The organism is Pseudomonas sp. R3-18-08, from assembly GCF_003852065.1.
Lineage (GTDB): Bacteria > Pseudomonadota > Gammaproteobacteria > Pseudomonadales > Pseudomonadaceae > Aquipseudomonas.
The window spans coordinates 346654-371659 of record NZ_CP027729.1; the positions used below are offsets into that span (position 1 = coordinate 346654).

The 25006-nt window shown below is 59.9% G+C and carries 26 protein-coding genes; 9 read left to right on the forward strand and 17 right to left on the reverse strand.

The window, feature by feature from the left end:
* Positions 1-43: 43 nt before the first annotated feature.
* Genes rimK through C4J92_RS01475 form a run of 3 tightly spaced genes read right to left on the reverse strand, consistent with a single transcriptional unit; the run spans position 44 to position 2220 of the window.
* Positions 44-949, reverse strand: coding sequence for a 30S ribosomal protein S6--L-glutamate ligase (gene rimK, locus C4J92_RS01465; RefSeq protein ID WP_057725432.1), 906 nt, complete (start codon positions 947-949; stop codon positions 44-46).
* Positions 946-1395, reverse strand: coding sequence for an ATP-dependent zinc protease (locus tag C4J92_RS01470; RefSeq protein WP_372237488.1), 450 nt, complete (start codon positions 1393-1395; stop codon positions 946-948). Before C4J92_RS01470 ends, rimK begins: the two co-directional genes overlap by 4 nt.
* A 45-nt stretch (positions 1396-1440) precedes the next feature.
* The gene (locus tag C4J92_RS01475; protein ID WP_124402732.1) at positions 1441-2220 is read right to left on the reverse strand and encodes an EAL domain-containing protein; all 780 of its coding nucleotides are present in this window, start codon (positions 2218-2220) and stop codon (positions 1441-1443) included.
* 116 nt (positions 2221-2336) lie between these two features.
* Between C4J92_RS01475 and C4J92_RS01480 the strand changes: the two genes are divergently transcribed.
* Complete coding sequence (locus C4J92_RS01480) at positions 2337-2744, forward strand: RNA-binding S4 domain-containing protein (protein WP_124360798.1); 408 nt, start codon at positions 2337-2339, stop codon at positions 2742-2744.
* Positions 2745-2880: 136 nt separating this feature from the next.
* Here C4J92_RS01480 and C4J92_RS01485 read toward each other — a convergent pair whose 3' ends face one another.
* A complete protein-coding gene (locus tag C4J92_RS01485; protein ID WP_124402733.1) occupies positions 2881-3684 on the reverse strand; it encodes a phosphatase PAP2 family protein in 804 nt (267 codons plus the stop codon).
* A 124-nt stretch (positions 3685-3808) separates the two neighbouring features.
* Between C4J92_RS01485 and hslO the strand changes: the two genes are divergently transcribed.
* Complete coding sequence (gene hslO, locus C4J92_RS01490) at positions 3809-4711, forward strand: Hsp33 family molecular chaperone HslO (RefSeq protein WP_124369215.1); 903 nt, start codon at positions 3809-3811, stop codon at positions 4709-4711.
* A 179-nt stretch (positions 4712-4890) separates the two neighbouring features.
* Entirely contained in the window at positions 4891-6432 is a 1542-nt protein-coding gene (locus C4J92_RS01495; RefSeq protein ID WP_124365432.1) for a phosphoenolpyruvate carboxykinase, read from the forward strand.
* Positions 6433-6489: 57 nt separating this feature from the next.
* Here the strand turns inward: C4J92_RS01495 and C4J92_RS01500 are convergent, their stop codons facing one another.
* The 6 genes from C4J92_RS01500 to C4J92_RS01525 all read right to left on the reverse strand — a co-directional run bounded on the left by C4J92_RS01500 (position 6490) and on the right by C4J92_RS01525 (position 10302).
* Positions 6490-7353, reverse strand: a complete 864-nt coding sequence (locus tag C4J92_RS01500; protein WP_256657444.1) for a DMT family transporter — start codon at positions 7351-7353, stop codon at positions 6490-6492.
* Between the two features lie 158 nt (positions 7354-7511).
* Entirely contained in the window at positions 7512-7832 is a 321-nt protein-coding gene (locus C4J92_RS01505; RefSeq protein ID WP_256657445.1) for a DUF1493 family protein, read from the reverse strand.
* Positions 7833-8154: 322 nt separating this feature from the next.
* The gene (locus C4J92_RS01510) at positions 8155-8637 is read right to left on the reverse strand and encodes a hypothetical protein (protein WP_124360803.1); all 483 of its coding nucleotides are present in this window, start codon (positions 8635-8637) and stop codon (positions 8155-8157) included.
* Between the two features lie 273 nt (positions 8638-8910).
* Entirely contained in the window at positions 8911-9231 is a 321-nt protein-coding gene (locus tag C4J92_RS01515; RefSeq protein WP_164487510.1) for a hypothetical protein, read from the reverse strand.
* 301 nt (positions 9232-9532) lie between these two features.
* A complete protein-coding gene (locus tag C4J92_RS01520) occupies positions 9533-10132 on the reverse strand; it encodes a putative adenosine monophosphate-protein transferase Fic (protein ID WP_124402735.1) in 600 nt (199 codons plus the stop codon).
* Positions 10132-10302, reverse strand: coding sequence for a YhfG family protein (locus C4J92_RS01525; protein WP_124402736.1), 171 nt, complete (start codon positions 10300-10302; stop codon positions 10132-10134). The genes C4J92_RS01520 and C4J92_RS01525 overlap by 1 nt, the downstream gene beginning before the upstream one ends.
* Before the next feature lie 175 nt (positions 10303-10477).
* Here C4J92_RS01525 and C4J92_RS01530 point away from each other — a divergent pair, with 175 nt between their 5' ends.
* The 3 genes from C4J92_RS01530 to C4J92_RS01540 all read left to right on the forward strand — a co-directional run bounded on the left by C4J92_RS01530 (position 10478) and on the right by C4J92_RS01540 (position 14316).
* A complete protein-coding gene (locus C4J92_RS01530) occupies positions 10478-11653 on the forward strand; it encodes a tetratricopeptide repeat protein (protein WP_124402737.1) in 1176 nt (391 codons plus the stop codon).
* A gap of 270 nt (positions 11654-11923) precedes the next feature.
* Positions 11924-13861 carry an ATP-dependent DNA helicase RecQ gene (locus tag C4J92_RS01535; RefSeq protein WP_124402738.1) on the forward strand — a complete coding sequence of 646 codons (1938 nt, stop codon included), beginning with the start codon at positions 11924-11926 and terminating at the stop codon, positions 13859-13861.
* 23 nt (positions 13862-13884) lie between these two features.
* Positions 13885-14316 (forward strand): thioesterase family protein, encoded by a 432-nt coding sequence (locus tag C4J92_RS01540; RefSeq protein ID WP_124402739.1) that lies wholly within the window; start codon positions 13885-13887, stop codon positions 14314-14316.
* Between the two features lie 80 nt (positions 14317-14396).
* On the opposite strand, the gene C4J92_RS01545 is transcribed toward C4J92_RS01540, so the two are convergent.
* The 3 genes from C4J92_RS01545 to fdhD form a co-directional block, all read right to left on the reverse strand.
* Complete coding sequence (locus tag C4J92_RS01545) at positions 14397-14876, reverse strand: glycine zipper domain-containing protein (protein WP_124369222.1); 480 nt, start codon at positions 14874-14876, stop codon at positions 14397-14399.
* Between the two features lie 216 nt (positions 14877-15092).
* A complete protein-coding gene (locus C4J92_RS01550; RefSeq protein ID WP_124402740.1) occupies positions 15093-17441 on the reverse strand; it encodes an FdhF/YdeP family oxidoreductase in 2349 nt (782 codons plus the stop codon).
* Positions 17438-18277 carry a formate dehydrogenase accessory sulfurtransferase FdhD gene (gene fdhD, locus C4J92_RS01555; protein ID WP_124402741.1) on the reverse strand — a complete coding sequence of 280 codons (840 nt, stop codon included), beginning with the start codon at positions 18275-18277 and terminating at the stop codon, positions 17438-17440. The genes C4J92_RS01550 and fdhD overlap by 4 nt, the downstream gene beginning before the upstream one ends.
* Positions 18278-18488: 211 nt before the next feature.
* Between fdhD and lysM the strand changes: the two genes are divergently transcribed.
* On the forward strand, positions 18489-18929 hold the full coding sequence (gene lysM, locus C4J92_RS01560; protein ID WP_003187704.1) for a peptidoglycan-binding protein LysM: 441 nt from the start codon (positions 18489-18491) through the stop codon (positions 18927-18929).
* 109 nt (positions 18930-19038) lie between these two features.
* Here lysM and yrfG read toward each other — a convergent pair whose 3' ends face one another.
* The gene (yrfG, locus tag C4J92_RS01565) at positions 19039-19701 is read right to left on the reverse strand and encodes a GMP/IMP nucleotidase (RefSeq protein WP_124360812.1); all 663 of its coding nucleotides are present in this window, start codon (positions 19699-19701) and stop codon (positions 19039-19041) included.
* A gap of 87 nt (positions 19702-19788) precedes the next feature.
* On the opposite strand from yrfG, the gene nudE reads away from it, so the two are divergent.
* Positions 19789-20355, forward strand: coding sequence for an ADP compounds hydrolase NudE (nudE, locus tag C4J92_RS01570; RefSeq protein WP_124360813.1), 567 nt, complete (start codon positions 19789-19791; stop codon positions 20353-20355).
* Positions 20352-21188 carry a 3'(2'),5'-bisphosphate nucleotidase CysQ gene (cysQ, locus tag C4J92_RS01575; RefSeq protein WP_124369226.1) on the forward strand — a complete coding sequence of 279 codons (837 nt, stop codon included), beginning with the start codon at positions 20352-20354 and terminating at the stop codon, positions 21186-21188. Before nudE ends, cysQ begins: the two co-directional genes overlap by 4 nt.
* 110 nt (positions 21189-21298) lie before the next feature.
* On the opposite strand, the gene C4J92_RS01580 is transcribed toward cysQ, so the two are convergent.
* The 3 genes from C4J92_RS01580 to C4J92_RS01590 are packed head-to-tail and all read right to left on the reverse strand — an operon-like array spanning position 21299 to position 24971.
* Positions 21299-21754 carry a thioesterase domain-containing protein gene (locus C4J92_RS01580; protein WP_124405751.1) on the reverse strand — a complete coding sequence of 152 codons (456 nt, stop codon included), beginning with the start codon at positions 21752-21754 and terminating at the stop codon, positions 21299-21301.
* Positions 21755-21780: 26 nt separating this feature from the next.
* Positions 21781-23166 (reverse strand): sigma-54 dependent transcriptional regulator, encoded by a 1386-nt coding sequence (locus tag C4J92_RS01585; RefSeq protein WP_124402742.1) that lies wholly within the window; start codon positions 23164-23166, stop codon positions 21781-21783.
* Complete coding sequence (locus C4J92_RS01590; protein WP_124402743.1) at positions 23163-24971, reverse strand: ATP-binding protein; 1809 nt, start codon at positions 24969-24971, stop codon at positions 23163-23165. Before C4J92_RS01590 ends, C4J92_RS01585 begins: the two co-directional genes overlap by 4 nt.
* Between the last annotated feature and the right edge of the window lie 35 nt (positions 24972-25006).

A 25006-nucleotide genomic window follows, 5' to 3' on the forward strand; every position in this document is an offset into this window, starting at 1 on the left:
CCCTCCCACATTTGAACTGATGTTGTGTCAGGGGCAGAGCTTTTCAGCCCTTTCCCTTGGTCCGGGTCATGTTCGGCCCGCCATTTTTTTCCAGATGCTCAATGATGATCCCCGCCACATTTTTGCCCGTGGTGGTCTCGATCCCTTCCAGGCCCGGTGATGAGTTCACCTCCATGACCAACGGGCCATGGTTGGAGCGCAGGATATCCACGCCCGCCACGGCCAACCCCATAACCTTGGCCGCACGCAGCGCGGTCATGCGCTCCTCCGGGGTGATCTTGATCAGGCTCGCGCTGCCGCCACGGTGCAGGTTGGAGCGGAACTCACCCGGCTTGGCCTGGCGCTTCATGGCGGCAATCACCTTGTCGCCCACCACGAAGCAGCGGATATCCGCACCGCCCGCTTCCTTGATGTACTCCTGCACCATGATGTTCTGCTTGAGGCCCATGAACGCCTCGATCACCGATTCCGCCGCCGTTGCGGTTTCGCACAGCACCACGCCGATGCCCTGGGTGCCCTCCAGCACCTTGATCACCAGCGGCGCGCCATTGACCATTTCGATCAGGTCGGGGATGTCATCCGGGGAGTGGGCAAAGCCGGTGACCGGCAGACCGATCCCCCGGCGCGACAGCAACTGCAGCGAGCGCAACTTGTCCCGCGAGCGCGCGATGGCCACGGATTCATTCAGCGGGAAGACACCCATCATTTCAAACTGGCGCAGCACCGCGCAGCCATAGAACGTCACCGAGGCGCCGATGCGCGGGATCACCGCGTCAAAGCCTTCCAGCGGCTTGCCGCGGTAGTGGATCTGCGGCTTGTGGCTGGCAATGTTCATATAGGCGCGCAACGTGTCGATCACCACCATTTCATGGCCACGTTCAGTGCCGGCCTCGACCAGGCGGCGGGTGGAATACAGACGCGGGTTTCGCGACAGCACAGCAATCTTCATGCAGCACCTGGGGCTGAAATAGTAGAGACCGGGAACACCGGCTTGTCTTGAACGTACTTGACGCCCGGGCTGACCACCAACTGGCCGTCAATCAGCGCCTTGGAACCCAGTAACAGGCGATAACGCATGGCTTTGCGGCAAGCCAGGGTGAATTCCACCCGCCATACCCGATCGCCCAGCGCCAGGGTGGTGCTGATCACGTAGCGCACCTGCGCATGGCCGTTGGAACTCTTGATGGTTTTCATCGTTACCAGGGGCGCTTCGCAGCGGCGGTGACGCAGTTGCACCACGCTGCCCAAGTGGGCGGTAAAACGCACCCACTTTTCGCCATTACGCTCGAACGGCTCGATTTCAGTGGCGTGCAGGCTCGAGGTACTGGCGCCGGTGTCGATCTTGGCGCGCAGGCCAGCCACTCCCAAGTCGGGAAGCGCCACCCACTCTCGCAGACCCACAACGGTCAAATGGTCAAATGTCTTCAATATGGGTACCGGTCAATGTGCCCAGGCGTCAGGCGAAACCTTGGCCAGGGCATTGAATGTGGGCTTGGCGAACCAGTAGCCCTGCATTAGAAATATTCCACAGTCGGAGAGGAAGTCCCGCTCGCCGGCACTTTCGATGCCTTCGGCGATGACAGTAACCCCCAACTGCTCACAGATTGTGACAATCCCCCGGACGATCACCTGACGCACACGGTCTTGGTCGACATCGCGAATCAGCGCCATGTCGAGTTTGATCAGGTCCGGCTGGAAATCGGCCAGCAGATTCAGCCCCGAATAGCCCGCGCCGAAATCATCGATGGCGGTCTTGAAGCCGAATTCGCGGTATTCACGCAGAATATTCGTTAAATGGCGATTGTTATCTACATGCTCGCTTTCCAGTGTCTCGAAAATCAGCCGGTCCAGCGGAAAATTGTGCGCGCGGGCGGCCTCCAGGGTGCTGCGGATACACAGTTCCGGACGGTATACGGCATTGGGCATGAAATTGATGGAAAGGTGAGTCTGCATGCCCAGGGCGGCAGCGCCGGCAATTGCCTGGGTGCGGCAGCGCTGGTCGAAGCGGTAGCGATTGGTTGCGTTGACGTGGGCCAGCACCGACGACGCGCCTTCACCCTGGATGCCGCGCACCAAGGCTTCATTGGCGAATATCGAATGATCACGCAGGTCTACGATAGGCTGATAGGCGAAAGCAAAATCGAACCCCAGCGGCTCGCTTTGCTGGCAACCCACGCACCGCTGGTTGGGCGAGGTGAGTGAAACGGGAAAGTCGGTCACAGCGTGTCCTCGCGAAAACAGAGTGCTACCTGGCGTATCTTAGGTGAGCCTCAGGGTTTATGCGTCGAAGCGTTTCAACGGTAAGGTTGCGACATTTTTCAGAGCGAGGAATTCAAGTGGCTCAAAAACAGGAAGAGGAAGAAAAGGTCCGCCTGGACAAGTGGCTGTGGGCCGCGCGTTTCTACAAAACCCGTGCCCTGGCCAAGGCCGCTATCGAGAGCGGCAAGGTGCACCATCGCGGCGAGCGCTGCAAGCCGGGGAAGGAGCCGCGTGTCGGTGACGAGTTTCAGATTCGTACAGGGTTCGATGAAAAGACTGTCGTGGTTCAGGCGCTTTCCGCCGTGCGCCGGGGTGCGCCAGAAGCGCAGACGCTGTATGTGGAGACCCAAGCCAGCATTGCCAAGCGCGAGAACGCTGCGGCCATGCGCAAGGCGGGAGCTTCGGGTTTGACCACCGATGGCAAGCCGAGCAAAAAGCAACGCCGTGACTTGTTCAAGTTTCGCGGCAGCGGCAATGATGATTGATTACACCAATCTCCAACCCAAAGGAGATCAAAATGTGGGAGGGGGCTTGCTCCCGATTGCGGTAAGTCAGCTACCTATAAGCTGACTGATCCACTGCTATCGGGAGCAAGCCCCCTCCCACATTTGGCCGGCGGTGTTAACGGGCTGCGCGTATCACACTCAATCGCCCGATCACCGGCAATTTGCCGAGCAACCCGAAAACCGGCGCTGTCATCCGCAACAGGAACCCCGACACCTTCGCCGCAAACGGCGTGTAGTAACCCCAGCCCAATGCCAGCAGTGCCAGCAAAACCCCGCCGATGTAATCGTCCTGGCCCCAGTGCGCGCCTGCTACGAGCCGCGGCATCATGAACAGCAGCGCCAGGCCCCAGATCGCCAGCACCTGGCCGATGCGCTTGGCGAACACGGTCATGAACATCGCCCAGATCAACAATACCGACGCATGATCGCCGGGAAAGCTCTGGCTCGATCGGTCTTTCAGTTCCCAGGTTTTCTCCAGCCCAGGGAAAAAATCACTCATCTGCACTGCGCCGCCGATCACCATCGACGGGCTGCTGTGCTGCCATCCCATCTGCGCCGCGAGTTTGGAAAACAGCATGCGGATAAACAGCAACAACAAAAGAATGCTGAGGAAGCCAAAGAACGCTTGGCGCACCTGCACGGCCTTGAACACCCAGTCGCCGCGTATTAGCAATGCCAACAGGATCACCCCGACGACCGCATCAAACGGTCGCAGGCTCGCCACGGCCCACACATGCAACCAAGTGGAGTTGCTCGCCAGCGGACCATTGAGCAGATGAAACAGCCACTCGTCGAAAACCACACACAGCATCTGCCCCGTGGGCCACAGCCAAAAACACAGCAGCCCGATAGCGAGTAGATTGCAAAGAGCCCATCGCCGGAGGTTCCAGTTCGCTTGGAACAAACCCGGATTGTTCATAAACTGTCCCTCATCGTCCTATTAAGCTCCTTGTTTTCAGGAGAATCCGCACCAATATGGTGCTAAAGCGTTTAATTTTATAAACGTTGTAATCATTTTGTCATCACTTCAGATACCCAGACCTATGACTGATCTACCGGATACCGACTTCACCCAACGCTTTATCTTTGACGAGAACGACGCCCGCGGCGAATTGGTTTCGTTGGAGCTCAGCTATGCCGAAGTCCTTGCCAAACACGCGTATCCGGAGCCGGTCGCGCAGTTGCTCGGTGAGTTGATGGCAGCGGCTTCGCTGCTGGTGGGCACGATGAAATTCGATGGCTTGCTGATCCTGCAGGCGCGTTCCGAAGGTCCGATCCCGATGCTGATGATCGAGTGTTCCAGCGAGCGCGAGATCCGTGGCCTGGCCCGTTATGACGTCGACCGGATTACACCGGATGCCACATTTTCCGAGCTGATGGCCGATGGCGTGCTGGCGATCACCGTTGACCCCACCGAAGGCCAGCGCTACCAGGGCATCGTTGACCTCGACGGCGAGACCTTGGCGGACTGCTTTACCAACTATTTCGTAATGTCCCAGCAAGTCGGCACCAAGTTCTGGCTCAACGCCGACGGCAAGCGCGCTCGCGGCCTGTTGTTGCAGCAATTGCCGGCGGACCGCATCAAGGATGAGGATGAGCGCACGGATAGCTGGCGCAAGCTGACCGCTCTGGCGGGCACCCTGACCGCTGAAGAATTGCTGGCCCTGGACAACGAGACCATCTTGCACCGTCTGTACCACGAAGAGGCCGTGCGCCTGTTCGACGAACAGTCCCTGCGCTTCAATTGCAGCTGCTCCCGCGAGCGCTCGGCCAATGCCCTGGTCAGCCTGGGCCTGGAAGATGCGCAGAATCTGGTGGTGGAGCACGGTGGCCATATCGAGATCGACTGCCAGTTCTGCAACGAGCGTTATCTGTTCGATGCTGCCGATGTCGCCCAATTATTCGCCGGCGCAGGCATCGACACCCCTTCCGACACCCGCCACTAAAACGTTTAAGCACAGGTAAATCACCTGTCAAATGCCGGATTAGAGGCGTTCTGACGGGAGGGCCCTACTCTTTTTGGGCTTTTCTGGCATAATCCGGCCCACTTTTTTCGCGGTAGTAGTGCGCAACTTTCTACTACAAAACGTTTGGAGCACTCGGCCATAGGCCGACGGGGAACCTCATGACGCAAGCCAATAACGCCGTATACACCGATCTGAGTGTTGACGATCTGGTCAAAGAAGCCCTGCAGCGCGGTGAAGGCGTGCTTGCCGATACTGGCGCGCTGGTCGTAGAAACCGGTCACCGCACCGGTCGTTCGCCGGTCGATCGTTTTATCGTTGAAGAGCCGACCACCCAGGCCGCAATCGCCTGGGGCCCGATCAACCGCAAGTTCCCGGCCGACAAGTTCGATGCCCTCTGGGCTCGCGTCGAGGCCTTCAACAATGCGCAAGAGCATTTCGTTTCCCACGTTCACGTAGGGGCTGCCGAAGACCACTACCTGGCCGTGAAAATGACCACCCAGACGGCCTGGCAGAACCTGTTCGGGCGCTGCCTGTTCATCAACCCGGCGCAGTACAACCCGGCCGGCCGTGAAGAGTGGCAAGTGCTCAACGTGGCCAACTTCGAGTGCGTGCCAGAGCGTGACGGCACCAACTCCGACGGTTGCGTGATCCTCAACTTCGCCCAGAAGAAAGTGCTGATCGCCGGCATGCGTTACGCCGGTGAAATGAAAAAAGCCATGTTCTCGGTGCAGAACTTCCTGCTGCCGGCCGCCGACGTGCTGCCGATGCACTGCGCCGCCAACATCGGTGAAGCAGGCGATGTGACCCTGTTCTTCGGCCTGTCCGGCACCGGCAAGACTACCCTGTCCGCCGACGAAAGCCGTTACCTGATCGGTGACGACGAACACGGTTGGGGCGAAGGCGTGGTGTTCAACATCGAAGGCGGTTGCTATGCCAAGTGCATCGACCTGTCCGAGCAGAACGAGCCGGTTATCTGGAAGGCCATCAAGCACGGCGCCGTGCTGGAAAACGTCGTTATCGACGAAGCCGGGCATGCCGACTACGCCGATGTCAGCCTGACCCAGAACAGCCGCGCCGCCTACCCGCTGGAACACGTTGCCAAGCGTTCCGAGAAGAACCTGGGCGGCGAGCCCAACGCGGTGATCTTCCTGACCTGCGACCTCACCGGCGTCCTGCCGCCCGTGTCGATCCTCAGCGAAGAACAAGCGGCCTACCACTTCCTGTCCGGCTACACCGCACTGGTGGGCTCGACCGAAATGGGCTCGGGCAGCGGCATCAAGTCGACTTTCTCCACCTGCTTCGGCGCACCGTTCTTCCCGCGCCCGGCCGGTGAATACGCTGAGCTGCTGATCAAGCGCATCCGCGGCTTCGGCTCCAAGGTCTACCTGGTCAACACCGGCTGGACCGGCGGCGGCTACGGCGTCGGCAAACGCTTCAACATCCCGACCACGCGCGGCGTGATCGCAGCGATCCAGAGCGGCGCGTTGATCGGTGCCGAAACCGAACACCTCGACACCATCAACCTCGACGTGCCGCTGGCCGTACCGGGCGTCGAGACCGGCCTGTTGAACCCACGTAACACATGGGCTGACAAGGCTGCCTACGATGAAGCGGCGAAGGCGTTGGCTGGGTTGTTCATCGAGAACTTCAAGAAGTTTGAAGTGAGCGATGCGATCAAGGCTGCAGGGCCTAAGTTGTAAGATTTAGCTGCAGTGAAAAAGCCGCCTCCAGTAGGCGGCTTTTTTGTGCGCGAAAGATCAGTCGGCGATGTGCAAAACCACTGCTCCGACCAGAACCAGCACAACCCCCAGCACCTGCACCGCCGTCAGCCGCTCCTTGAAAAACACAAACCCCAGGATCGCTGCAATCCCACCTGATAGCGTACTGATCACCGTCACCACCGAAACCGACCCTGCCATCGCCCCCCACGAAAACGCCGAGAAACCACCGAGGTTCATCACGCTCGCTCCGGTCAATGTCGCGCAGTTTTTCAGCGGCGGGATTTTCAAGCCGTCCTTGATCTTCAGCACCATCATCACCATTACGCACCCCCCAACCAGGTAACCCAGCCACAGCATGGTGATGGGTCCCAGCGCTGGCAGCGTATAGCGGCCTTGCAGCCAGAAACTGGTGCCGTACAGCAGCGCGGCGAGCATGGCGTAGGCGATGGACAGGCGCGGATTGTTGTGGGGTACGCCGTTGTCCTTATGGAGGCTGGAAAGGATCACGCCGATGACGCACAGGCCGATACAGCCGAGTTGGACCAGGCTGATCTGCTCGCCGCTGGCCCAGGACAGCAAGGTGGTGACTACGCCGTATGAGGTCACGAGTGGCGCAACGATGGCGGCTTTGCCCAGGGCGAAGGCCTTGGACAGTGCGAGGGCGCCGGACACGGTGAGCAGCGCGGCCGCGATACCCAGGAGCCAGACGCTCAACGGCGCATTGAGGGATTTGAAAAAGAAGGCAGGAAAACTGACCAGCAGCAGGGTCATGATCAAAAAGCCGAGGGCTTGGCCGAAATACACCGCGCGTTTAACACCAACGGCCCGGGCGTTGAGGCCCACCAGAAAGTCCGTGCCGCCCCAGAGCAGGGCGGCCAGCAGGCCCATCGTTACGTCCATGTAAGGTCCTTGTCATGTATCGCTCGCCAGATTTGCGCAAAGCTAATGTGGGAGGGGGCTTGCCCCCGATTAAGGTTTAACAGTCAAAAATTTGCTGGCTGACACACTGCCATCGGGGGCAAGCCCCCTCCCACATTTGAATTTCAGCGCTCTTCAGTTCAGCTCAGGTTTTCCAGCGTTTGCGTGTCCCAGCTGTAGGTCTTGATCGCCAGGTAGAGCATACCAATGGTCAGCGGGACTTTGTCGCCATGCCCCTTGGCCCGGCGCTTGAGGAACACGTCGAAGACCGGTGGGTTGAAGTAACGATAAGTGTCGTAGTCGCCCAGGTCGAGGGCGAACTCCTGCTCCAGTGCTTCCATCAGTTGCTTGGCCTCGCCGCCGTCACAGCCCAGGTCGAAATTGAGTGAGGTTTGCAGATGGATGGTCTTGTGTTTCGGCAGGCCGATTTCTTCGTGCAGCAGTTGCAGGAGTTGCTGCATGGCGGGGTCTTTGGGGAAGTTGGGGGCGAGGTTCACGGTAGGGGCACGCAGGAGTGGGTGAGGGGGACGGTTGCGTTGGTGGCGATACTTGTTTTGGCTTTTTAACAAAATGATGCCTGTTACAAAAGCGATGACCGGCAGGCTCTCTGTTTGTGTCTCCCTTATCCAAGAGGTGGCGCAGAATAAGATTGTCGGACCGCTCACCACGAGTATGAGCCCAAAAGCCTTTCTGAATACGGGCCGCTTGATTGTTTTGTCGGCTAAAGCGGCAAGTGCCAAGAGTAGAATCAAATTTATCCATTGGATGTACATGGTTATCGTATTAGCCACCCTGAAATTGTCGGACCATTGACGAGAGAGATCGCTGAGGGCCGATGCCTCCGTTGACCTGAGCGTCGATCCCTATAACGACGTCACCGGCGTGATAGCTACGAATGAGGCCTTTGATAGTCAGACCTACGGCTGCTCCTGCGGCGAGTCCAACTGCTGGAGATGCCAGACTCATTGGCGCGGATACCGCGCCGCTGATTAATCCTGCAACGATTTCCCCGCGAATGTTGAGCAAGTCGGCATGTTGCCGGGTGATTGGCTTCGAGATGCCGATGGTGATTTTGCAAGGCAAATCACGGGCAAGCATTTTGTCGTATAAATCTACGAGCCGCTGGCGCAGCTCATTTGCGAATGTGCCTGCTTCCAGCAGGCATAGGTTTGCCAGTGCGTGCCGGTTGGCTGGTAAGGCTATAAGGCGAAGCACCGTGAAGGTGATGCCATAATGGCCGATGTATTGAGTCCTTTCGATGTTCACGGGTGTCCGCCGAGAAAGTTGAGACCGCGCTATTTTCATTCAGCTACGGGTAACTTCTGTAGACGTTAGGTGGGTATTTGGAGCAGTTTGGGAAGGGGATGTCGCGGTGTTTGGAAGTTTCTTACAGCGGTTTCCGGCATTTGTGCCTTGGCAGCGACGCCATAGGTAAAACTGGTCAAATGTGGGAGTCGGGCTTGCCCGCGTTGACGTTGGGTCAGGTGTGGAAATGTCGCCTGATACTCCGCTATCGCAGGCAAGCCAGCTCCCACAGGGTTAGCTGTGTGGCTGGCTAGTTTGTGTTGGACTGCCGGCCGCCTGCTGTAGCTGCACGTGTTGCGCCGCTTCCAGCAAATCACATCCGTCCTGGACGAGCAGGTACAAGGCGTTGGTGATGTGGGAGATGTCTTTGAGGTCGGCGTGTTCGAAGGTCAGGCAGGAGAAGGTTTCCAGTAAGTCGGTGGCAGCGCGGATGCGTTGGTGGGCGGCGGACTGGATGTCTTCGGCTTTGGCTTGGGTGTCGATGAGAAGCGGATGGGTATCAGTGAAATTGGTGCGTAACTGACGATAGCGGATCATCGTTTCAGGTATTTGCATTTGAAGTTACTCAGTTTGCTGTTAGGTAACCGACATCACCGTGACCAAGCGGTGGGAGGCGGACTGTGCGCAGGTTGGTCAACCGGAAACAGCAATCCGGCACACCCGAAGGCGTCCTACACACAGCCGCCATAGCATTGCGTTACGAGACGATAGACGTCTGTAGAGCAAGTAATGGCACTTATGTGTGCTGTTTTTCGGGTGACCAAACCCGGCCGCTGATTTAGCAGCGACGGAACGAACCTTAGAAGTGAGTGTGTTCTTGGGCAATAAACGGATGGTTTAATCGTTCGTAGTTTTATCAGGTGCTGGCAGGTTTACTGATACACCGCTCAAAAATCGCCTCCAACCCCCGATAGTCACACGCCACCGCGTCAATATTTGCCGGTATCCACGCCGCATGTTTGACCAGCCACCAGTTCACCGAAAATCCCGCGTTCACGATGATCTGTTCAAACAAAATTCGCTGCGCCCGGCCATTGCCTTCACGGAAAGGGTGGATAACGTTGAGATCGCCATAAGCCTCGGCGACTTTACTCGCCAACTCGGGTTGGTTCGCGCCGACAAACCAGTTTGCCTGCTCCATCTGCCGGATGATTTTCGCGGCTTCTGGCGGGATACGTTCCGGAGTGCAGAACAGCGTGTCGCCTTTCTGGAGGTTGACGCTGCGTAGCTCACCGGCCCAGTCGTAGATGTCGCCGAACAGGATGCGGTGGATATGTTGCAGGCGTTCGAGGTCGTAGGGCGGCGGAAAGAGTGGGAGGTTGCCTACGGCGATTTCGGATAGTTCACGCTCGGCTTGGTGCAAGCGGAGCTCGTCGAGCAAGTCGAGTCGGTTGCGCAGGACACTGCTACCGGGGTAGCAGTACGGGTCCTGGCCCACCCCGTACTTGTCGAGCATTAGCGTGGGGTGTTGCGGTACTTGGCAAGGACGGCTTCGCGTGTCGGCAGCGGCTTGTCGACGTCGGTCGGTTGGGTGTCGAACCCTTCCAGGCGCAGGCTGGCCAGGTAATTGGAGCGGCGGATCTTATGATAGTGATCCTGTTTTTGCTCAAACGTCAGTTCGCTCATTGCAGCGTACTCCTAGTTAGCAAGGCTTTGATTGTAGCGCAATGCATCAGGGGGCAGGCAGGATAAAAACCACGTCACACTCTATACAAAAAACCCGCCAAAAATCTGAATTCAGCGTATGTTTCACCGCAAAATCTTGTAGGGCAATTCCGCCCACTACTTAAAGGGAATTAGCATGGGTTTGCTTCGTGTCGCTTCGGCGATGTCATTGTGTGCGGTGGCTTTTTCCGTTCAGGCCGAGCAGTTGCCGATCGAGGTGCTGAGTGCGGTGGTCAAGGACCAGAAAATCGCCGACGCCGAGGTGCTGCTGCAACGCAACGGTGCGCAGAACGTGGTGGGCCGCACCAACGCTCAAGGGCAGGTGACGCTGACCAGCGAGGCGGCTGACGACGTCAGCAACCTATTGATCATCAAAAAACCGGGCTATTCCAACCTGGTGGTGAAATGCCCGTGCAAGGGCATGACCTACGCTATCAGCCCTGTGATGGAAAACCTCGATGGCTTGCGCGTGGTGCTGAGCTGGGGCCAGACGCCGGACGATCTCGACTCCCATATGATCTTCCCCGGCAACAATATCTACTTCGAGAACAAGACCGGCACTGACGCCGAGCTGGACGTGGATGACACCGACAGCTACGGCCCGGAGACCATCACCCTGCAGAAAAAACACTACGGTGAAAGCTACGTTTACGCTGTGCATGACTACAGCAACGGCGGCAATCCAGGCTCGCGTCAGTTGTCCAACAGTGAAGCCAAAGTATTCGTGTACATGGGCCAATCGCTGGTGCGCACCTACTACGTGCCGAAAAACCGCAGCGGTAACCTGTGGACCGTGTTCCGCATGACCGGCAGTGGCGATTTCCAGGACATCAACACCTTCAGCGGCGTGACCGTGAATGCCGCCAATGTACTCAACGAAGTCAAACCATTGCTGGACGACAGCGTTGCCGTTACCGCAGTAGCCGTCAGCTCTTCCGCACAGACTGATGCGAAGCGTCTGAATGTGCAGGGTGAAGCTGCCTACCAGGCGGGTAATCTGGACCAGGCGATTGACCTGTTCCGCCAGGCCATTGATCTGGATAACGGCTTCGGTAAAGCCTATGGCAACCTCGGTCTGGCGTATCAGAAGGCTGGCAACACCGCCGAGTCGATCTGGGCCAACCGCAAGGCTATCGCCCTGGCGACGGGGGCCAATGCGGCAACCGTACGCGCGGGTGCCTACTACAACATTGCGCGAATCTACGAAGCGGCGGGCCAGTTCCCGGATGCGCTGCGTCACTACCAGTTGGCCAAGGAGCAGAAGGCCAATCCGGTGTACGACACGGCGATTGAGCGGGTGCAGAACCGCTGATTCAGGTGTAGGGCAGTTCCAAGATGTGGGAGGGGGCTTGCTCCCGATAGCAGTGGATCAGTGAGTTATTTGTAGCTGATCCACCGCCATCGGGGGCAAGCCCCTTCCCACATTTGGTTGTTGGTGTTCCTACCGTCGTATTTGGCCCAAGGCCATTGCTGCACCCTGTGTATCATCCTGTCTCTTTTTTCCATGCGACCTTTCTCGATCCGCTGAACTTAATGGGCTACGTTTTTAAGCCACGTTCAACGGTCAATGGAGTGACAGCCTATGCACGACACCCTCCAGCAGGTCTTTGGTTATCCACAGTTTCGTTTGGGCCAGGAAGAGACGGTCAGCGCCGTGCTGGCCGGTCGTTCGGCGGCCGCTATTTTCCCCACCGGGTCGGGCAAGTCCCTGTGTTATCAACTGTCAGCCGTATTGCTGCCACACCTGACGCTGGTGGTGTCGCCGTTGTTGGCATTGATGCAGGACCAGTTGGGTTTCCTGCGGCGTCACGGCATTTCAGCGGGCAGCATCGACTCGGCGCAAAGCCGCGAGGACGCCAGTGACGTGATGGCTCGCGCACGGTCAGGGGAATTGAAAATCCTGATGATTTCCGTGGAACGCTTGAAAAACGAGCGTTTCCGCAACTTCCTGCAAAGTGTGCAGCTCTCGCTGCTGGTGGTGGATGAGGCGCACTGCATTTCCGAATGGGGCCACAACTTCCGTCCGGACTATCTGAAGCTTCCCGACTACCAGCGCCAGTTCAAGATCCCACAAGCGCTGCTGCTTACGGCTACCGCCACGCCCAAGGTAATTGCCGATATGCAGGCCAAGTTCGCCATTGCGCCGCAGGATGTGATTACCACGGGCTTTTACCGGCCCAACCTCAACTTGTTGGTAGAACCGGTGAGCGGCGCGGACAAACGCCGCCGTCTCGTGCAATGGATGAGCGAGCGGGCCAATCAGCCGAGCATCGTCTACGTCACCCTGCAAAAAACCGCCGAGCAGATCGCCGAGCACCTGAACCGTAACGGCATCCAGGCCGAGGCGTATCACGCCGGTTTGCCCCACGACAAACGCGAGGGCATCCAGCAGCGTTTCATGGGCGGGCGCTCCAATTGCATCGTCGCCACCATCGCGTTTGGCATGGGCATCGACAAGAGTGATATCCGCAATGTGGTGCACTTCGACCTGCCCAAATCCATCGAAAACTACAGCCAGGAAATCGGCCGCGCCGGGCGCGATGGCCAGCCTTCGGACTGCCTGGTGCTGGCCAATCGCGACAGCCTCAATGTGCTGGAAAACTTCGTGTACGGCGATACGCCGGAGCAGGAAGGTATCCGTCGAGTGCTGGAAGAGGTTCAGGCCGCGCGAGACGAGGGCCAATGGGAGTTTTTACTCAGGTCTTTATCGGACCACAGTAACATTCGCGAGCTGCCGTTGAAGACGCTGCTGGTGCAGTTGGAGCTCAAGGGCGTGATCGCACCGCGCTACGCGTTTTATGCCGAGTACCGTTTCAAATACCTGATCGAACCCGATGCCTTGCTGGCGCGATTTTCCGGGGAGCGGCAACAGTTTGTCGCGGCGATCATCCAGGTGTGCAAGCGCGCGAAAACCTGGGCGACCGTGGATTTCGACGCGCTCTACCAGCAGCACAACGCCGAGCGCAGTCGTGTGGTGAAAGCGTTGGATTACTTCCAGGAGCAGGGCCTGATCGAATTGGAAAGCAAGCAGATGACCGAGGTCTACAGCTTGCTGAACACCGATTTCGACCCACAGGTGCTGAGCGCCGAGTTATACACAGGCTTCAAGCAGCACGAGGTGACAGAAGTGGCGCGGATTCACGCCATGCTTGATCTGTTCGCCACCGAGCAGTGCCTGGGGCAACGCCTGGCGCGCTATTTTGGCGACGAAAATGTACCTGAGCGTTGCGGGCATTGCTCGGTGTGCCATGGGCACGTCGCCCATCTACCGCCGCCGCCGAGCCTGCCGCCGCTTGTGGATAAAAACTTTATGGGGCTGTGCGGCGATTTTATCCACAGGCATCAAGAGCACACCGGCCAATTGCCGGGTGCGGAACGGCTGACGCGCTTTCTGGGTGGGATCAGCGTGCCGTTGTTCACCAAGTTGAAGGCGCGGGGCATTCCCGGTTTCGCTGCGCTGGAGGACTATCCCTACGCCGAGGTTCGTGAGTGGGCCGAAGCTCATTTAAATGACCTGTAAACTCCTTCTAACGAGAGGTGCCCATGCCTGACTCAGTGCCACAACGTGCCGATTACGCAAACTTCCAGCCGATCATTACGCGCTGGCACGACAATGACGTGTACGGCCATGTGAATAACGTCACCTACTACAGCTTTTTCGACACGGCGGTGAATACCTACCTGATCGAACAGGGCGGGTTGGATATTCATGACGGGGAAGTGGTCGGGTTTGTAGTCAGTTCGGCGTGCGATTACTTTGCGTCGATCGCTTTCCCTGAGCGCATTGATATCGGCCTGCGGGTGGGCAAGTTGGGCAATAGCTCAGTGCAATACGAGTTGGCGGTATTCAAGGCAGGCGAGCAGGAAGCCTGTGCGGCGGGGCGTTTTGTGCATGTGTTTGTCGATCGGGGCACGAACCAGCCGGTGACGATTCCGGGGAGGTTGCGCGAGGCGTTACAGCGGTTGGTAGCCTGACTCGGTCCCGCAAACACCGCTGAACCAAATGTGGGAGGGGCTTGCCCCCTCCCACATTGATTTGCAGTGTTCTTTAAAGCCTAGCGGTGACGGTAGTGATGTTTGTTCTTGCGATGCCCATAGGCATGTCCGCGGCCAGGGTGGCCATCGCGGTAGTAGCGACGGTCGTCGCGGCCACGGTAACGACGGTCATCGTCATCGCTCTTGTTGCCCATGTAGTTGCCCAGCGCGCCACCTGCGCCACCGCCGGCGGCTGAGCCGATCAGTGCGCCGGTGCTGCCGCCGACACTGCGGCCTACTACGTTGCCGCCAGCGGCGCCCAGTGCACCGCCAATGGCTGCTTCGCCACGGCTGCGCTTGTCGGCGCCGACCGCACTACCGCCCGCGCCACCCAGCGCTGCGCCGATGGTCGAACCGGTGTTGCCGCCCAACTGCTGGCCGACAACCGAGCCTAGAACCCCGCCCAATGCGCCGCCCACACCGGCTTCGGTGGTGCCGCCGGCCATGGCTGCGCCACTGACCAGGCCAAGGGACAACAAGAGAATCGAGGAGAACTTCATTCAGGGAAACCTCAAGGGGATGACGGCGCGATCCTGAGGTTGTATCGAGCCGCTGACAATCGAAATCCGACCGGCGGCAGCAGTTGTATACAATTTGCTAAGTTACTGTTTTGTATAGGGAACTTAAGTTGTTTTTACGAGTCTTTAGCTACTTAGGAAAGGCCGCTTTTATATAAAAAGCGGCCTTTTTTGTGCCTGCAAAATGTGTAGCACACGTCAGGCCGAGCGCGCCATGATCAACCCATTGTCACTCGCCGCTTCCAAACGAATCGCCACAAACTTCGACGTTGGCGTATGGCTACCGTCGCCCGTGCTTTCCAACGGCACCAGAGGGTTCACTTCCGGATAGTAAGCAGCGGCCTGCCCAGCCGGAATATCGAACGCCAGTAGGGTAAAGCCCTTGACGCGCCGCTCTCGGCCGTCTTCCCACAGCGAAATGATGTCCGCCTTCTGCCCCGGCTTGAAGCCCAGGCGGATGATGTCGGCTTCGTTGACGAACAGCACATCCCGTTGGCCTTTGACGCCGCGATAACGGTCGTCTAGCCCATAGATCGTGGTGTTGTACTGATCGTGGGAACGCATCGACTGCATAATCAGGTCCGGCACACGCCCCGTGGCGTGGGTGCGTTCGTGAATCAGGTCTTTGGGCAGGACGTTCGGTCGGAAGTTGGCGCGGCCCGATGGGGTGTTCCAGCGGCGTGCGCCGGCGGAGTTGCCCAAGTAGAAACCGCCCGGGTTTTTGAGCTTCTCGTTGAAGTCCTTGAAGCCTGGAATGGTGTCGGCGATCAGGTCGCGAATGCGTCCGTAGTCAGCCACCAGCCAATTCCAATCCACCGGTTTGCTGCCCAGGGTCGCGGCGGCAATGCCTGCCACAATCGCGGGCTCCGATTTCATCAGCTTCGACAGCGGCTGCAACTGGCCGTTGGAGTCGTGGACCATGCTGAACGAGTCTTCCACAGTCACCGCTTGCGGGCCCTCGGCCTGGATGTCGATGTCGGTACGGCCCAGGCATGGAAGGATCAGCGCGTCTTTGCCGTGCATCAGATGGCTGCGGTTGAGCTTGGTGCTGATCTGTACAGTCAGGTCGCAGTTACGCAATGCTTCGAACGTGCGGGTGCTGTCCGGCGTGGCCTGGGCGAAGTTGCCGCCCAGGCCGATAAACACCTTGGCGCGGCCTTCAAGCATCGCGTGGATGGCTTCGACCACGTTGTGGCCATTGGTGCGCGGCACCTGGAACTGGAAGCGGCGCTCCAGTGAGTCGAGGAATGCCACCGGTGGGCGTTCGTTGATGCCCATGGTGCGGTCGCCCTGCACGTTGCTGTGACCGCGCACCGGGCACAGGCCGGCGCCTGGGCGGCCGATATTGCCGCGCAGTAACATCAGGTTGGCGATTTCCTGGATGGTCGGCACCGAGTGACGGTGTTGGGTGATGCCCATCGCCCAGCACATGATCACGTTCTTGCCTTTGGCATACATGCGCGCGGCTTGCTCGATCTCCACCAGCGTCAGGCCGGACTGCTCGACGATTTCCTCCCACGAGGTGTCGTCGATCTGGCCCAGATAGTCCAGCACGTTGATGGTGTGTTCGTTGAGGAAGTCGTGATCGAACACTGCTTCCTTGCCTTCGGCCAAGGCTTGACGCTCCCACAGCAGTAGGAACTTGGCCATGCCGCGCAAGATGGCCATGTCGCCGCCCAGCGCCGGGCGGAAGTAGGCGGTGTTGGTTGGCTTGTCGCCGTTGGTGAGCATTTCCAGCGGATGTTGCGGGTGCTGGAAGCGTTCCAGGCCACGTTCTTTCAGGGGGTTGATACACACCACCTGAGCGCCGCGCTTCACCGCTTCGCGCAGCGGCTCGAGCATGCGTGGGTGGTTGGTGCCGGGGTTCTGGCCCCAGACGAAAATTGCGTCGGCATGTTCGAAGTCATCAAAGGTCACCGTGCCTTTGCCCACGCCCACACTCTGGGCCAGGGCGACGCCGCTGGCTTCGTGGCACATGTTCGAGCAATCCGGGAAATTGTTGGTGCCGTAGGCGCGCACAAACAGCTGGTACAGGTAGGCGGCTTCGTTGCTGGCGCGACCCGAGGTGTAGAACTCGGCCATGTCCGGGCTGGGCAGGGCATTGAGGTGCTTGCCGACCAGGTCGAACGCGGCGTCCCAACTGATGGGCTGGTAGTGGTCGGTCGCGGCGTCGTAGCGCATAGGCTCGGTGAGACGCCCTTGGTACTCCAGCCAGTAATCGCTTTGTTCAAGCAGCGCGGTCACGCTGTGTTTGGCGAAGAATGCGGCGTCCACGCGGCGCTTGGTGGCTTCCCAATTGACCGCCTTGGCGCCGTTTTCGCAGAACTTGACCATGCCACTTTCCGGCGAGTCGCCCCAGGCACAGCCCGGGCAGTCGAAACCGCCGTTCTGGTTGGTCTTGAGCATCATGCGCAGGTTTTTCAGCGCGTTGTCGCTGGTCAGCCAAGCGTGCGCCACGCTGATCAGTGCACCCCAGCCGCCTGCCGGGCCTTTGTAGGGCTTGTAGCGTGGGGTTGGGGTTTGGTCGGCTTGGTGGTGAAGGCTCATGGCTGGTACTCCATCGCTGGGCTGTAGACCCGCGGCGCGCTTTTCTGCGGCAGGTGGATGAGATTGAGGTTATGCCGGCGCGCCCATTGCAGGGCAAGGCCGGTAGGCGACGACAGGCTGACCAGGGTCTGGATGCCCGCGCGCAGGACTTTCTGGATCAATTCGAGGCTGCAGCGGCTGGTGACAATTGCCAGGCCACCGCCGGTCGGAATCTGTTGGCGGGTCAGTGCGCCAATCAATTTATCCAGGGCGTTATGCCGGCCGATGTCTTCGCGGCCCATCAGCAATTCGCCCTGGTTGTTCATAAATATGGCTGCGTGCACCGCGCCGCTGTGTTGGCCCAAGGGCTGGAAGGCGCTGATGCGCTGGCGCAGGCCATCAAGCCATGCGGCGGGTGGCAACGGTGCGCCGGGCAGCACCTGCAGGTCGGGCAAAGCCTGCTCCACGGCTTCGACGCCGCACAGCCCGCAGCCGCTGGTGCCCGCTAATTGGCGGCGCTGCTGCTTGAGGTTCCAGAACGCCCGGCTGGAAATCTGTACCTGGGCGTACTGTGCAGAGCCCGAGCCGCTGAGCTTCAGGTCATAGATGTCGCTGACGTCGGTGATAATGCCGCTGCCAAGGCTGAAGCCGACAATGAAGTCTTCCAGGTCGGTCGGCGTCACCAGCATGACGGCCTGGCTGATGTCGTTATAGGCAATCGCCAACGCCACCTCTTCGGCCAGTGCAGTACTGCCGACATCTGTGTGTTCGAGATTGCTGTACTCATAGCTCTGGCTGGCGGCGGGCGCGGGCGTTTCAAGGGCGGGCGCCGCGCAGGTTGGGCGCTTGGCGTTCATGAGGCAATTACCACCGACGGATTGATCAGTGTTCAGACTAGGCGCGACAAAGGGTCGCGTCTAATTGCCAGTATTGATGTAGTGATAGACGGCGTCGATCAAGGCTCGGTTTTGCGCGGTCGTCTGCTCGTCTTCGGGAGCGCTGGAACCCAAAACCTTGGGACTGGTCTAGTCTTGGGCATCAGGAACTTAAACCCAAGGAGAGCGCACTATGAGTATTTTCAGCTTTATCAAAGAAGCCGGCGAAAAGATCGTCGACCTGTTGACGCCGGGTAATGCTAATGCGAGTGAGCAGTTGAAGGAGCATGTGAGCAAGGTGGGCCTGGGTAATCCAAACGTGCAAACCACGGTGGATGGCGACAAGGTCACCGTGACCGGTGAAGTGGCCACCCAGGAAGAGAAAGAGAAAATCCTGCTGGCACTGGGCAACATCGCCGGCGTGGCGAGCGTGGATGATCAGATCACCGTCACGGGCCCTGCGGTTACCGCTGCGCGTTTCGTCGTGGTGAAAAAGGGCGATACCCTCAGCGCGATTTCGCTGGCTGTGTACGGTAATGCCAACCAATACAACAAGATTTTCGAGGCCAACAAGCCGCTGTTGTCGCACCCGGACAAAATCTACCCAGGCCAGACCCTGCGTATTCCTGAGTAATACGCACAACAACCCTGTGGGAGGGGGCTTGCCCCCGATGGCAGTGTGTCAGTCACTGGATGTGTTTCTGATACACCGCCATCGGGAGCAAGCCCCCTCCCACATGGGTTCAGAGTCCGGCTATTAGATCGCGGTAGTCCTCGACAGCCGCAAACTCTGCGGTGTCCTTGGGTCCCTTTTTGCTGTCCGGCTCCTTCACCGCCAGCAAATGCCCCACACCGAACTCCCTGGCGCTGCGCAGGATCGGCAAGGTGTCGTCGATAAACAGGCTGCGGGCCGGGTCGAACTGGATATCAGCGTGCAGCGCTTCCCAGAACTGCTGGTTTTCCTTGGGAAAACCGTAATCGTGGGAGCTGATCAGTTGCTCGAAGTACGGCGCCAGCTCAATGCGCTCCAACTTCAATGACAACGAATCGCGGTGAGCATTGGTGATCAGAATCACGCGTTTGCCGGCCTGTTTGATCGCCGCCAGAAATGTATCGGCGTCCGGGCGCAGGGCGATCAGGTGGGCGGTTTCAAGCTTGAGTTCGCGCACTGGGATCTTCAGTTCGGCGCTCCAGAAATCCAGGCAATACCATTGCAACTGTCCGGCGTTACGCTCGAACAGGGGCTGCAGTTCCATTTCGGCCATGGCCCGGCTTACGCCATGCAGTTCGGCATAACGCTGGGGCAGGTGCTCCATCCAGAAATGGTTGTCGTAGTGCAAGTCGAGCAATGTGCCGTCCATGTCCAGCAGGACGGTATCGATGGCGTGCCAGGGCAAAGAGGGCATGGGGCGTTCTCATGTAAGTAAAGATATCCGACACAGACAATCGGAAAAGCCACGGTATAGTAACCCGATCACGCCAAGGAGCCGTTCATGCGCCAGAAACCCACCGTCCTCGCCCGCGAAATAGTCGCCAGTAGCCGTTTGTTCCGCGTGGAGGAAGTGCAATTGCGCTTTTCCAATGGCGTTGAACGGACCTACGAACGCCTGGTGGGCCGTGGTGCCGGTTACGGCGCAGTGATGATCGTCGCGATGATCGACGAAGACCATGCCTTGCTGGTGGAAGAGTACTGCGGTGGCACCGACGAGTATGAGTTGTCCTTGCCTAAAGGCTTGATCGAGCCCGGCGAGGATGTGCTGGCGGCGGCTGACCGCGAACTCAAGGAAGAAGCCGGCTATGGCGCACGCCAGTTGGAACACATCACTGAGCTTTCGCTGTCTCCCGGCTACATGAGCCAGAAAATCCAGGTGGTGCTGGCCACCGAGCTTTATGAAGAGCGCTTGGAAGGCGATGAGCCCGAGCCCATGCGCGTGGAGCGGGTCAACCTGCGTGAGCTGTCGGCGCTGGCGCAAAACGAGCAGTTCAGTGAGGGCCGGGCGCTTGCCGCGCTGTACCTGGTGCGAGACCTGCTGACCCAGCGTGGAGTGTTTACCTTATGAGCGAACTGTTTCTGGGCCATCCCTTTATCGCCCCCGTCATCGAACTGGCTCGCCAGGCCGGTGAAGCCATCCTGCCGTACTGGCGTGCCGACGTCGCGGTTACCTCCAAAGCGGATGATTCGCCGGTGACGGCCGCCGACCTGGCTGCGCACCATCTGATTCTCGCTGGCCTCACTGCGCTGGACCCAAGCATTCCGGTGCTGTCCGAAGAAGACGCCGATATCGACCAGAGCGTGCGCGCCGGTTGGCAGCGTTGGTGGCTGGTGGACCCGTTGGATGGGACCAAGGAATTCATTGGTGGCAGTGAAGAATTCACCGTCAATATCGCCTTGATCGAACAAGGCCGCGTGGTGTTCGGCGTGGTGTCTATGCCCACCAGTGGTCGTTGCTACTTCGGCGGCGCGGGCCTGGGGGCTTGGCGTTCGGATGTGAATGCCGCGCCCAGGCAGATCCAGGTGCGCCAGGCTCCGGCCGCGGGTGAAGCCTTTACCGTGGTTGCCAGCCGCCGTCATACCAGCCCGGAGCAGGAGCGTTTGCTGGAGGGGCTAAGCCAAGGCTTGGGGGAGCTGAAACTGGCGAATATCGGCAGCTCGTTGAAGTTCTGCCTGTTGGCCGAGGGCAGTGCCGACTGCTATCCGCGCCTGGCGCCGACCTCGCAGTGGGACACTGCGGCGGCGCAAGGCGTGCTGGAAGGGGCGGGGGGCGAAGTGCTGGAGTTGAATGGCAAACCGTTCAGCTACCCGGCGCGGGAATCGTTGTTGAACCCGTTCTTCCTGGCGTTGCCGGCCAAGGCGGCGTGGCGTGAGCGCCTGTTGACCCTGGCCAGATCCTGAAGCCGCGACAGATCAAACTGTGGGAGGGGGCTTGCTCCCGATAATGGAGTGTCAGTCACTGAATGTGCTGCTGATACACCGCTATCGGGAGCAAGCCCCCTCCCACATTTTTAGCGGTGCAGGACGTACTGACCAGTGAAGGCTACTGCTCTTTCGTCACTGCCCTCATTCACAATCCACGTCTCCAGCGCCAATCGCGCTCGCCCATAGCGCTTGTACGTTGCGACAAAGCGCTTCCACACTTTCTCCTCCGGCGCTGCGCAAATCACCGTCGCGTCCTGCGTCACCGGCAACGGATAGCTGATCTGCCCTTCCTGAATCACGATATGCCCGTCTTCGATGCCCTCTTCGCGCAGTTTCAGGTGCAACCAACCCCAACCCGCCAGCACGGCGCCGCAGTAGAGGCTGCCGCCAAACATGGTGCTCTTGTGGTTGATATTGGCCTGCAAGGGTAAATGCAGTTGCAGTTGGCCGTGTTGCCAGTCGAGCACCTTGAGGCCCATTTCCCGGGTGAGGGGGATGTCGTGGTGGAGGATGGATTCCAGGTAACGGCTGTCGCGGCTCATGGCGGTCTCTTGGCGGGTGGGCAGGGTCATTCGTCGTCTGCGCTGTGGCTGGCGCTGTCGGCGAAGTTCAGGCCATGCTTGCGCAGTTTGTCGTGCAGGGTTTTGCGGGGCACGCCGAGGGCTTCGGCAAGGCTGCGCATGGAGCTGTGGGGGCGGGTCAGTTCGGCGGCGATCAGGCTTTTTTCGAATTGTTCGACTTGCTCGCTCAAGCCGCCGGGCGTGGAGGTCAGTGTGCTGGCCGATGGATTGTCCAGCGTACTGTCCAAGGCCAGTTCCAGGCCCAGGGCAAAGCGTTCGGCGGCGTTTTGCAGCTCGCGTACGTTACCTGGCCAACTGTGGCGCAGCAGCAGCGCGCGCTGGCCCGGTTGCAGCTCATGCAAGGGCAGGCCGTGGCGGCTGCTGGCTTCGTCGGCGAAGTGCTGGAACAGCATCAGCGCATCTTCACCGCGCTCGCGCAGTGGCGGAATGCGCAGCGGCGCGACATTCAGGCGGTAATACAAGTCGGCCCGGAAGCGGCCCTGGTCGGCCGCCTGGCGCAGGTCTTCCTTGGTGGCGGCGATGATGCGGATATCCAGTGCAATCAACTGGTTGCCGCCCAAGCGCTCCACGACGCGCTCCTGCAGCAGGCGCAACAGCTTGACCTGTACATCCAGGCTCATGCTTTCGATTTCATCGAGGAACAGCGTGCCGCCATTGGCGAATTCGAACTTGCCGATGCGGCGCTTCTGCGCGCCGGTAAACGCGCCCGGTTCATGGCCGAACAGCTCGCTTTCCACCACCGATTCGGCCAGGGCCCCGGCGTTGATCGCCACGAACGGACCGCTGCGGCGGCTCGACAGATCGTGCAAGGCGCGGGCGACCACTTCCTTGCCGGCCCCGGTTTCGCCAAGGATCAGCACATCGGCCTTGGTCGCTGCCAGTGCGCCGATTTGCTCGCGCAGGCGCAGCATCTGCGGCGAATGCCCCACCAGGCGCGTGCTCAGTTGCTGCCGATCGCTGAGGGCCAGGCGCAGGCTGCGGTTGTCCAACACCAGTCGGCGCAGGGCCAGTGCGCGGCGCACGCTGTCGAGCAAGGCGTCGCTGGCGAAGGGCTTTTCGAGGAAGTCATAGGCGCCGGCGCGCATGGCCTGCACCGCCAGCGGCACGTCACCGTGGCCGGTGATCAGCAGCACGGGCAGGTCCGGGTCCTGGCCGTGCAGTTCGGCGAGCAATTCCAGGCCGTCCATGCCGGGCATGCGGATATCGCTGACCACCACGCCCGACCAGTCCCGCGACAAGCGCGCGGTGAGGCCGCTGGCTTCGCCCAGGGGCAGCACTTTCAGCCCGGCCAGGTCCAGGGTCTGGCACAGCGCCTGACGCAAATGGGGATCGTCATCGATCAGCACCACCTGAATCTGGTTATCGATACTCATACACTGCGGTCCTCGGACGGTTGCAGACTGACGCCCGGCGAGCCGGCACGCAATTTCAAGGTTAACAGCGCGCCGCCTTCCTTGTGGTTGGCGAACAGCAGTTCGCCGCCGAAGGCACGCATCAGGGTGTCACAGATCGCCAGGCCCAGGCCGAGGCCCTGGGTGCGCGTCTTGGTGGTGTAGAACGGCTCGCTGGCGCGGCCCAACGCCTCCATGCAAAAGCCTGGGCCGTTGTCGCAAATGTACAGGTTGACGCCCTGGTCAGTGGTTTGGGCACTCAGCCACAGCTTGCGCGGCGGGCCTTTTTCGGTAAGGGCGTCCAGGGCATTGGCCAGCAGGTTGCCCAGCACCTGGCGCAGACGGGTTTCGCCGGCTTGTACCCATAAGGTCGCTTCGGGTAAGTCGCGGATCAATTCCACTTCCATCGAGCGCCGCCGTTTGGCCAGCAAGGCCAGGGCATCGTCCAGCGCGGGTTGCAGCGCCACGCTTTCCGGCGCGTGGCGGTCACGGCGGGCGAACGCGCGCAAGTGGGCGATGATCGAGGCCATGCGCCCGGTCAGTTCGCTGATCAGCTTGAGGTTGCCGCGCGCATCGGCGGTGCGTTCATGGTCGAGCAGGATTTCAGCATTTTCCGCGTAGCTGCGAATCGCTGCCAGGGGTTGGTTCAGTTCATGGCTGATACTGGCCGACATGGTGCCCAGCGCCGAGAGTTTACCGGCCTGCACCAGGTCATCCTGGGCACGTACCAGTTCCTGCTGGGCGTGTTCGCGCTCCAGCACTTCCTGTTTCAGGCGCCGGTTCAGGCCTTCCAGGTCGCTGGTGCGCTCGGCCACGCGCATTTCCAGCTCGCGGCGGGCCTTGGCTTCGAAGGCGATACGCTCCAGGTAATGCCGGCGGCGCTGCATCATCAAGCCGAGCAGCAGCATCAGCACCAGCAAGGTCGCGCCGCCTACGGCCACCACGGTACGCACCGGGCGGTTGATCAAGGATTGGGGGGCGAGGATTTCCACATTCCAGCCGGTCTCGGCGATGGCGGTGGATTGGCGCAGCCAGGCGCTGCTGCTGAGGTTCAGCGGCTGAGGATCACGGGTGGGATAAGGCTGAATGGCAATAATGGCCTGGCGCTCTGCGGCGGTCAGCGGCCGGGTGGCGCGGAACCGCCATTGCGGGCGCGAGGTGAGGATTACCACGCCGTTGTGGTCGGTCACCAGAAGTTGTTCCGGGGTGTTGCCCCACAAGCTCTCGGTGTGGTCCAGGTCTACCTTGACCACCAGCACGCCAATGATGTTCTCACCATCGCGCACGGCGGCGGCGAAGAAGTAACCGCGCTTGGCCGAGGTAGTGCCCAGCCCGAAAAAACGCCCCAGGCGCCCGGCCATGGCTTCGCTGAAATAGGGGCGAAAGGAAAAGTTGCGCCCGACAAAGCTGTCTTGTTTGTCCCAGTTGGACGCGGCGAGGGTCTTGCCGGTGGTGTCCATCAGGTACATCACCTCCACCCCGGCCTGGGCGGCGACGTCCTTGAGCAGCGAGTTGGCGTTGACCAGGTTGGTGCTGACGTGAGGCGCATCCAGCGCGGTGCGCAAGGCCGGCAGGTCACCGAGGATCTGCGGCAGCACTTCATAGCGATGCAGGGTGCCCAACAGGTTGGCGACGTACAGGTCGAGGGTCTGACGGTTTTGCCCGGCCAGCTCGCTGCGGTAGTAGCGCTCGGCCAGGTGCTCCAGCGGCCAGAGCAGCGGCGCCAGGCACAGCGCCAACAGGGCGAGGCTGCGCCAGCGGGGTCTTCGCGGAAGGGGTGGGGTCATGGGAATCGTGCGCCTGTGGGTACAGGCGCATTATG

Excerpts from the sequence above, each read along its gene's own strand:
- rimK (WP_057725432.1), bottom strand. The coding sequence starts at position 949 with ATGAAGATTGCTGTGCTGTCGCGAAACCCGCGTCTGTATTCCACCCGC.
- C4J92_RS01485 (WP_124402733.1), bottom strand. The coding sequence starts at position 3,684 with ATGAACAATCCGGGTTTGTTCCAAGCGAACTGGAACCTCCGGCGATGG.
- hslO (WP_124369215.1), top strand. The coding sequence starts at position 3,809 with ATGACTGATCTACCGGATACCGACTTCACCCAACGCTTTATCTTTGAC.
- C4J92_RS01495 (WP_124365432.1), top strand. The coding sequence starts at position 4,891 with ATGACGCAAGCCAATAACGCCGTATACACCGATCTGAGTGTTGACGAT.
- C4J92_RS01500 (WP_256657444.1), bottom strand. The coding sequence starts at position 7,353 with ATGGACGTAACGATGGGCCTGCTGGCCGCCCTGCTCTGGGGCGGCACG.
- C4J92_RS01505 (WP_256657445.1), bottom strand. The coding sequence starts at position 7,832 with ATGCAGCAACTCCTGCAACTGCTGCACGAAGAAATCGGCCTGCCGAAA.
- C4J92_RS01515 (WP_164487510.1), bottom strand. The coding sequence starts at position 9,231 with ATGCAAATACCTGAAACGATGATCCGCTATCGTCAGTTACGCACCAAT.
- C4J92_RS01520 (WP_124402735.1), bottom strand. The coding sequence starts at position 10,132 with ATGCTCGACAAGTACGGGGTGGGCCAGGACCCGTACTGCTACCCCGGT.
- C4J92_RS01525 (WP_124402736.1), bottom strand. The coding sequence starts at position 10,302 with ATGAGCGAACTGACGTTTGAGCAAAAACAGGATCACTATCATAAGATC.
- C4J92_RS01530 (WP_124402737.1), top strand. The coding sequence starts at position 10,478 with ATGGGTTTGCTTCGTGTCGCTTCGGCGATGTCATTGTGTGCGGTGGCT.
- C4J92_RS01535 (WP_124402738.1), top strand. The coding sequence starts at position 11,924 with ATGCACGACACCCTCCAGCAGGTCTTTGGTTATCCACAGTTTCGTTTG.
- C4J92_RS01540 (WP_124402739.1), top strand. The coding sequence starts at position 13,885 with ATGCCTGACTCAGTGCCACAACGTGCCGATTACGCAAACTTCCAGCCG.
- C4J92_RS01545 (WP_124369222.1), bottom strand. The coding sequence starts at position 14,876 with ATGAAGTTCTCCTCGATTCTCTTGTTGTCCCTTGGCCTGGTCAGTGGC.
- C4J92_RS01550 (WP_124402740.1), bottom strand. The coding sequence starts at position 17,441 with ATGAGCCTTCACCACCAAGCCGACCAAACCCCAACCCCACGCTACAAG.
- fdhD (WP_124402741.1), bottom strand. The coding sequence starts at position 18,277 with ATGAACGCCAAGCGCCCAACCTGCGCGGCGCCCGCCCTTGAAACGCCC.
- lysM (WP_003187704.1), top strand. The coding sequence starts at position 18,489 with ATGAGTATTTTCAGCTTTATCAAAGAAGCCGGCGAAAAGATCGTCGAC.
- yrfG (WP_124360812.1), bottom strand. The coding sequence starts at position 19,701 with ATGCCCTCTTTGCCCTGGCACGCCATCGATACCGTCCTGCTGGACATG.
- nudE (WP_124360813.1), top strand. The coding sequence starts at position 19,789 with ATGCGCCAGAAACCCACCGTCCTCGCCCGCGAAATAGTCGCCAGTAGC.
- cysQ (WP_124369226.1), top strand. The coding sequence starts at position 20,352 with ATGAGCGAACTGTTTCTGGGCCATCCCTTTATCGCCCCCGTCATCGAA.
- C4J92_RS01580 (WP_124405751.1), bottom strand. The coding sequence starts at position 21,754 with ATGAGCCGCGACAGCCGTTACCTGGAATCCATCCTCCACCACGACATC.
- C4J92_RS01585 (WP_124402742.1), bottom strand. The coding sequence starts at position 23,166 with ATGAGTATCGATAACCAGATTCAGGTGGTGCTGATCGATGACGATCCC.
- C4J92_RS01590 (WP_124402743.1), bottom strand. The coding sequence starts at position 24,971 with ATGACCCCACCCCTTCCGCGAAGACCCCGCTGGCGCAGCCTCGCCCTG.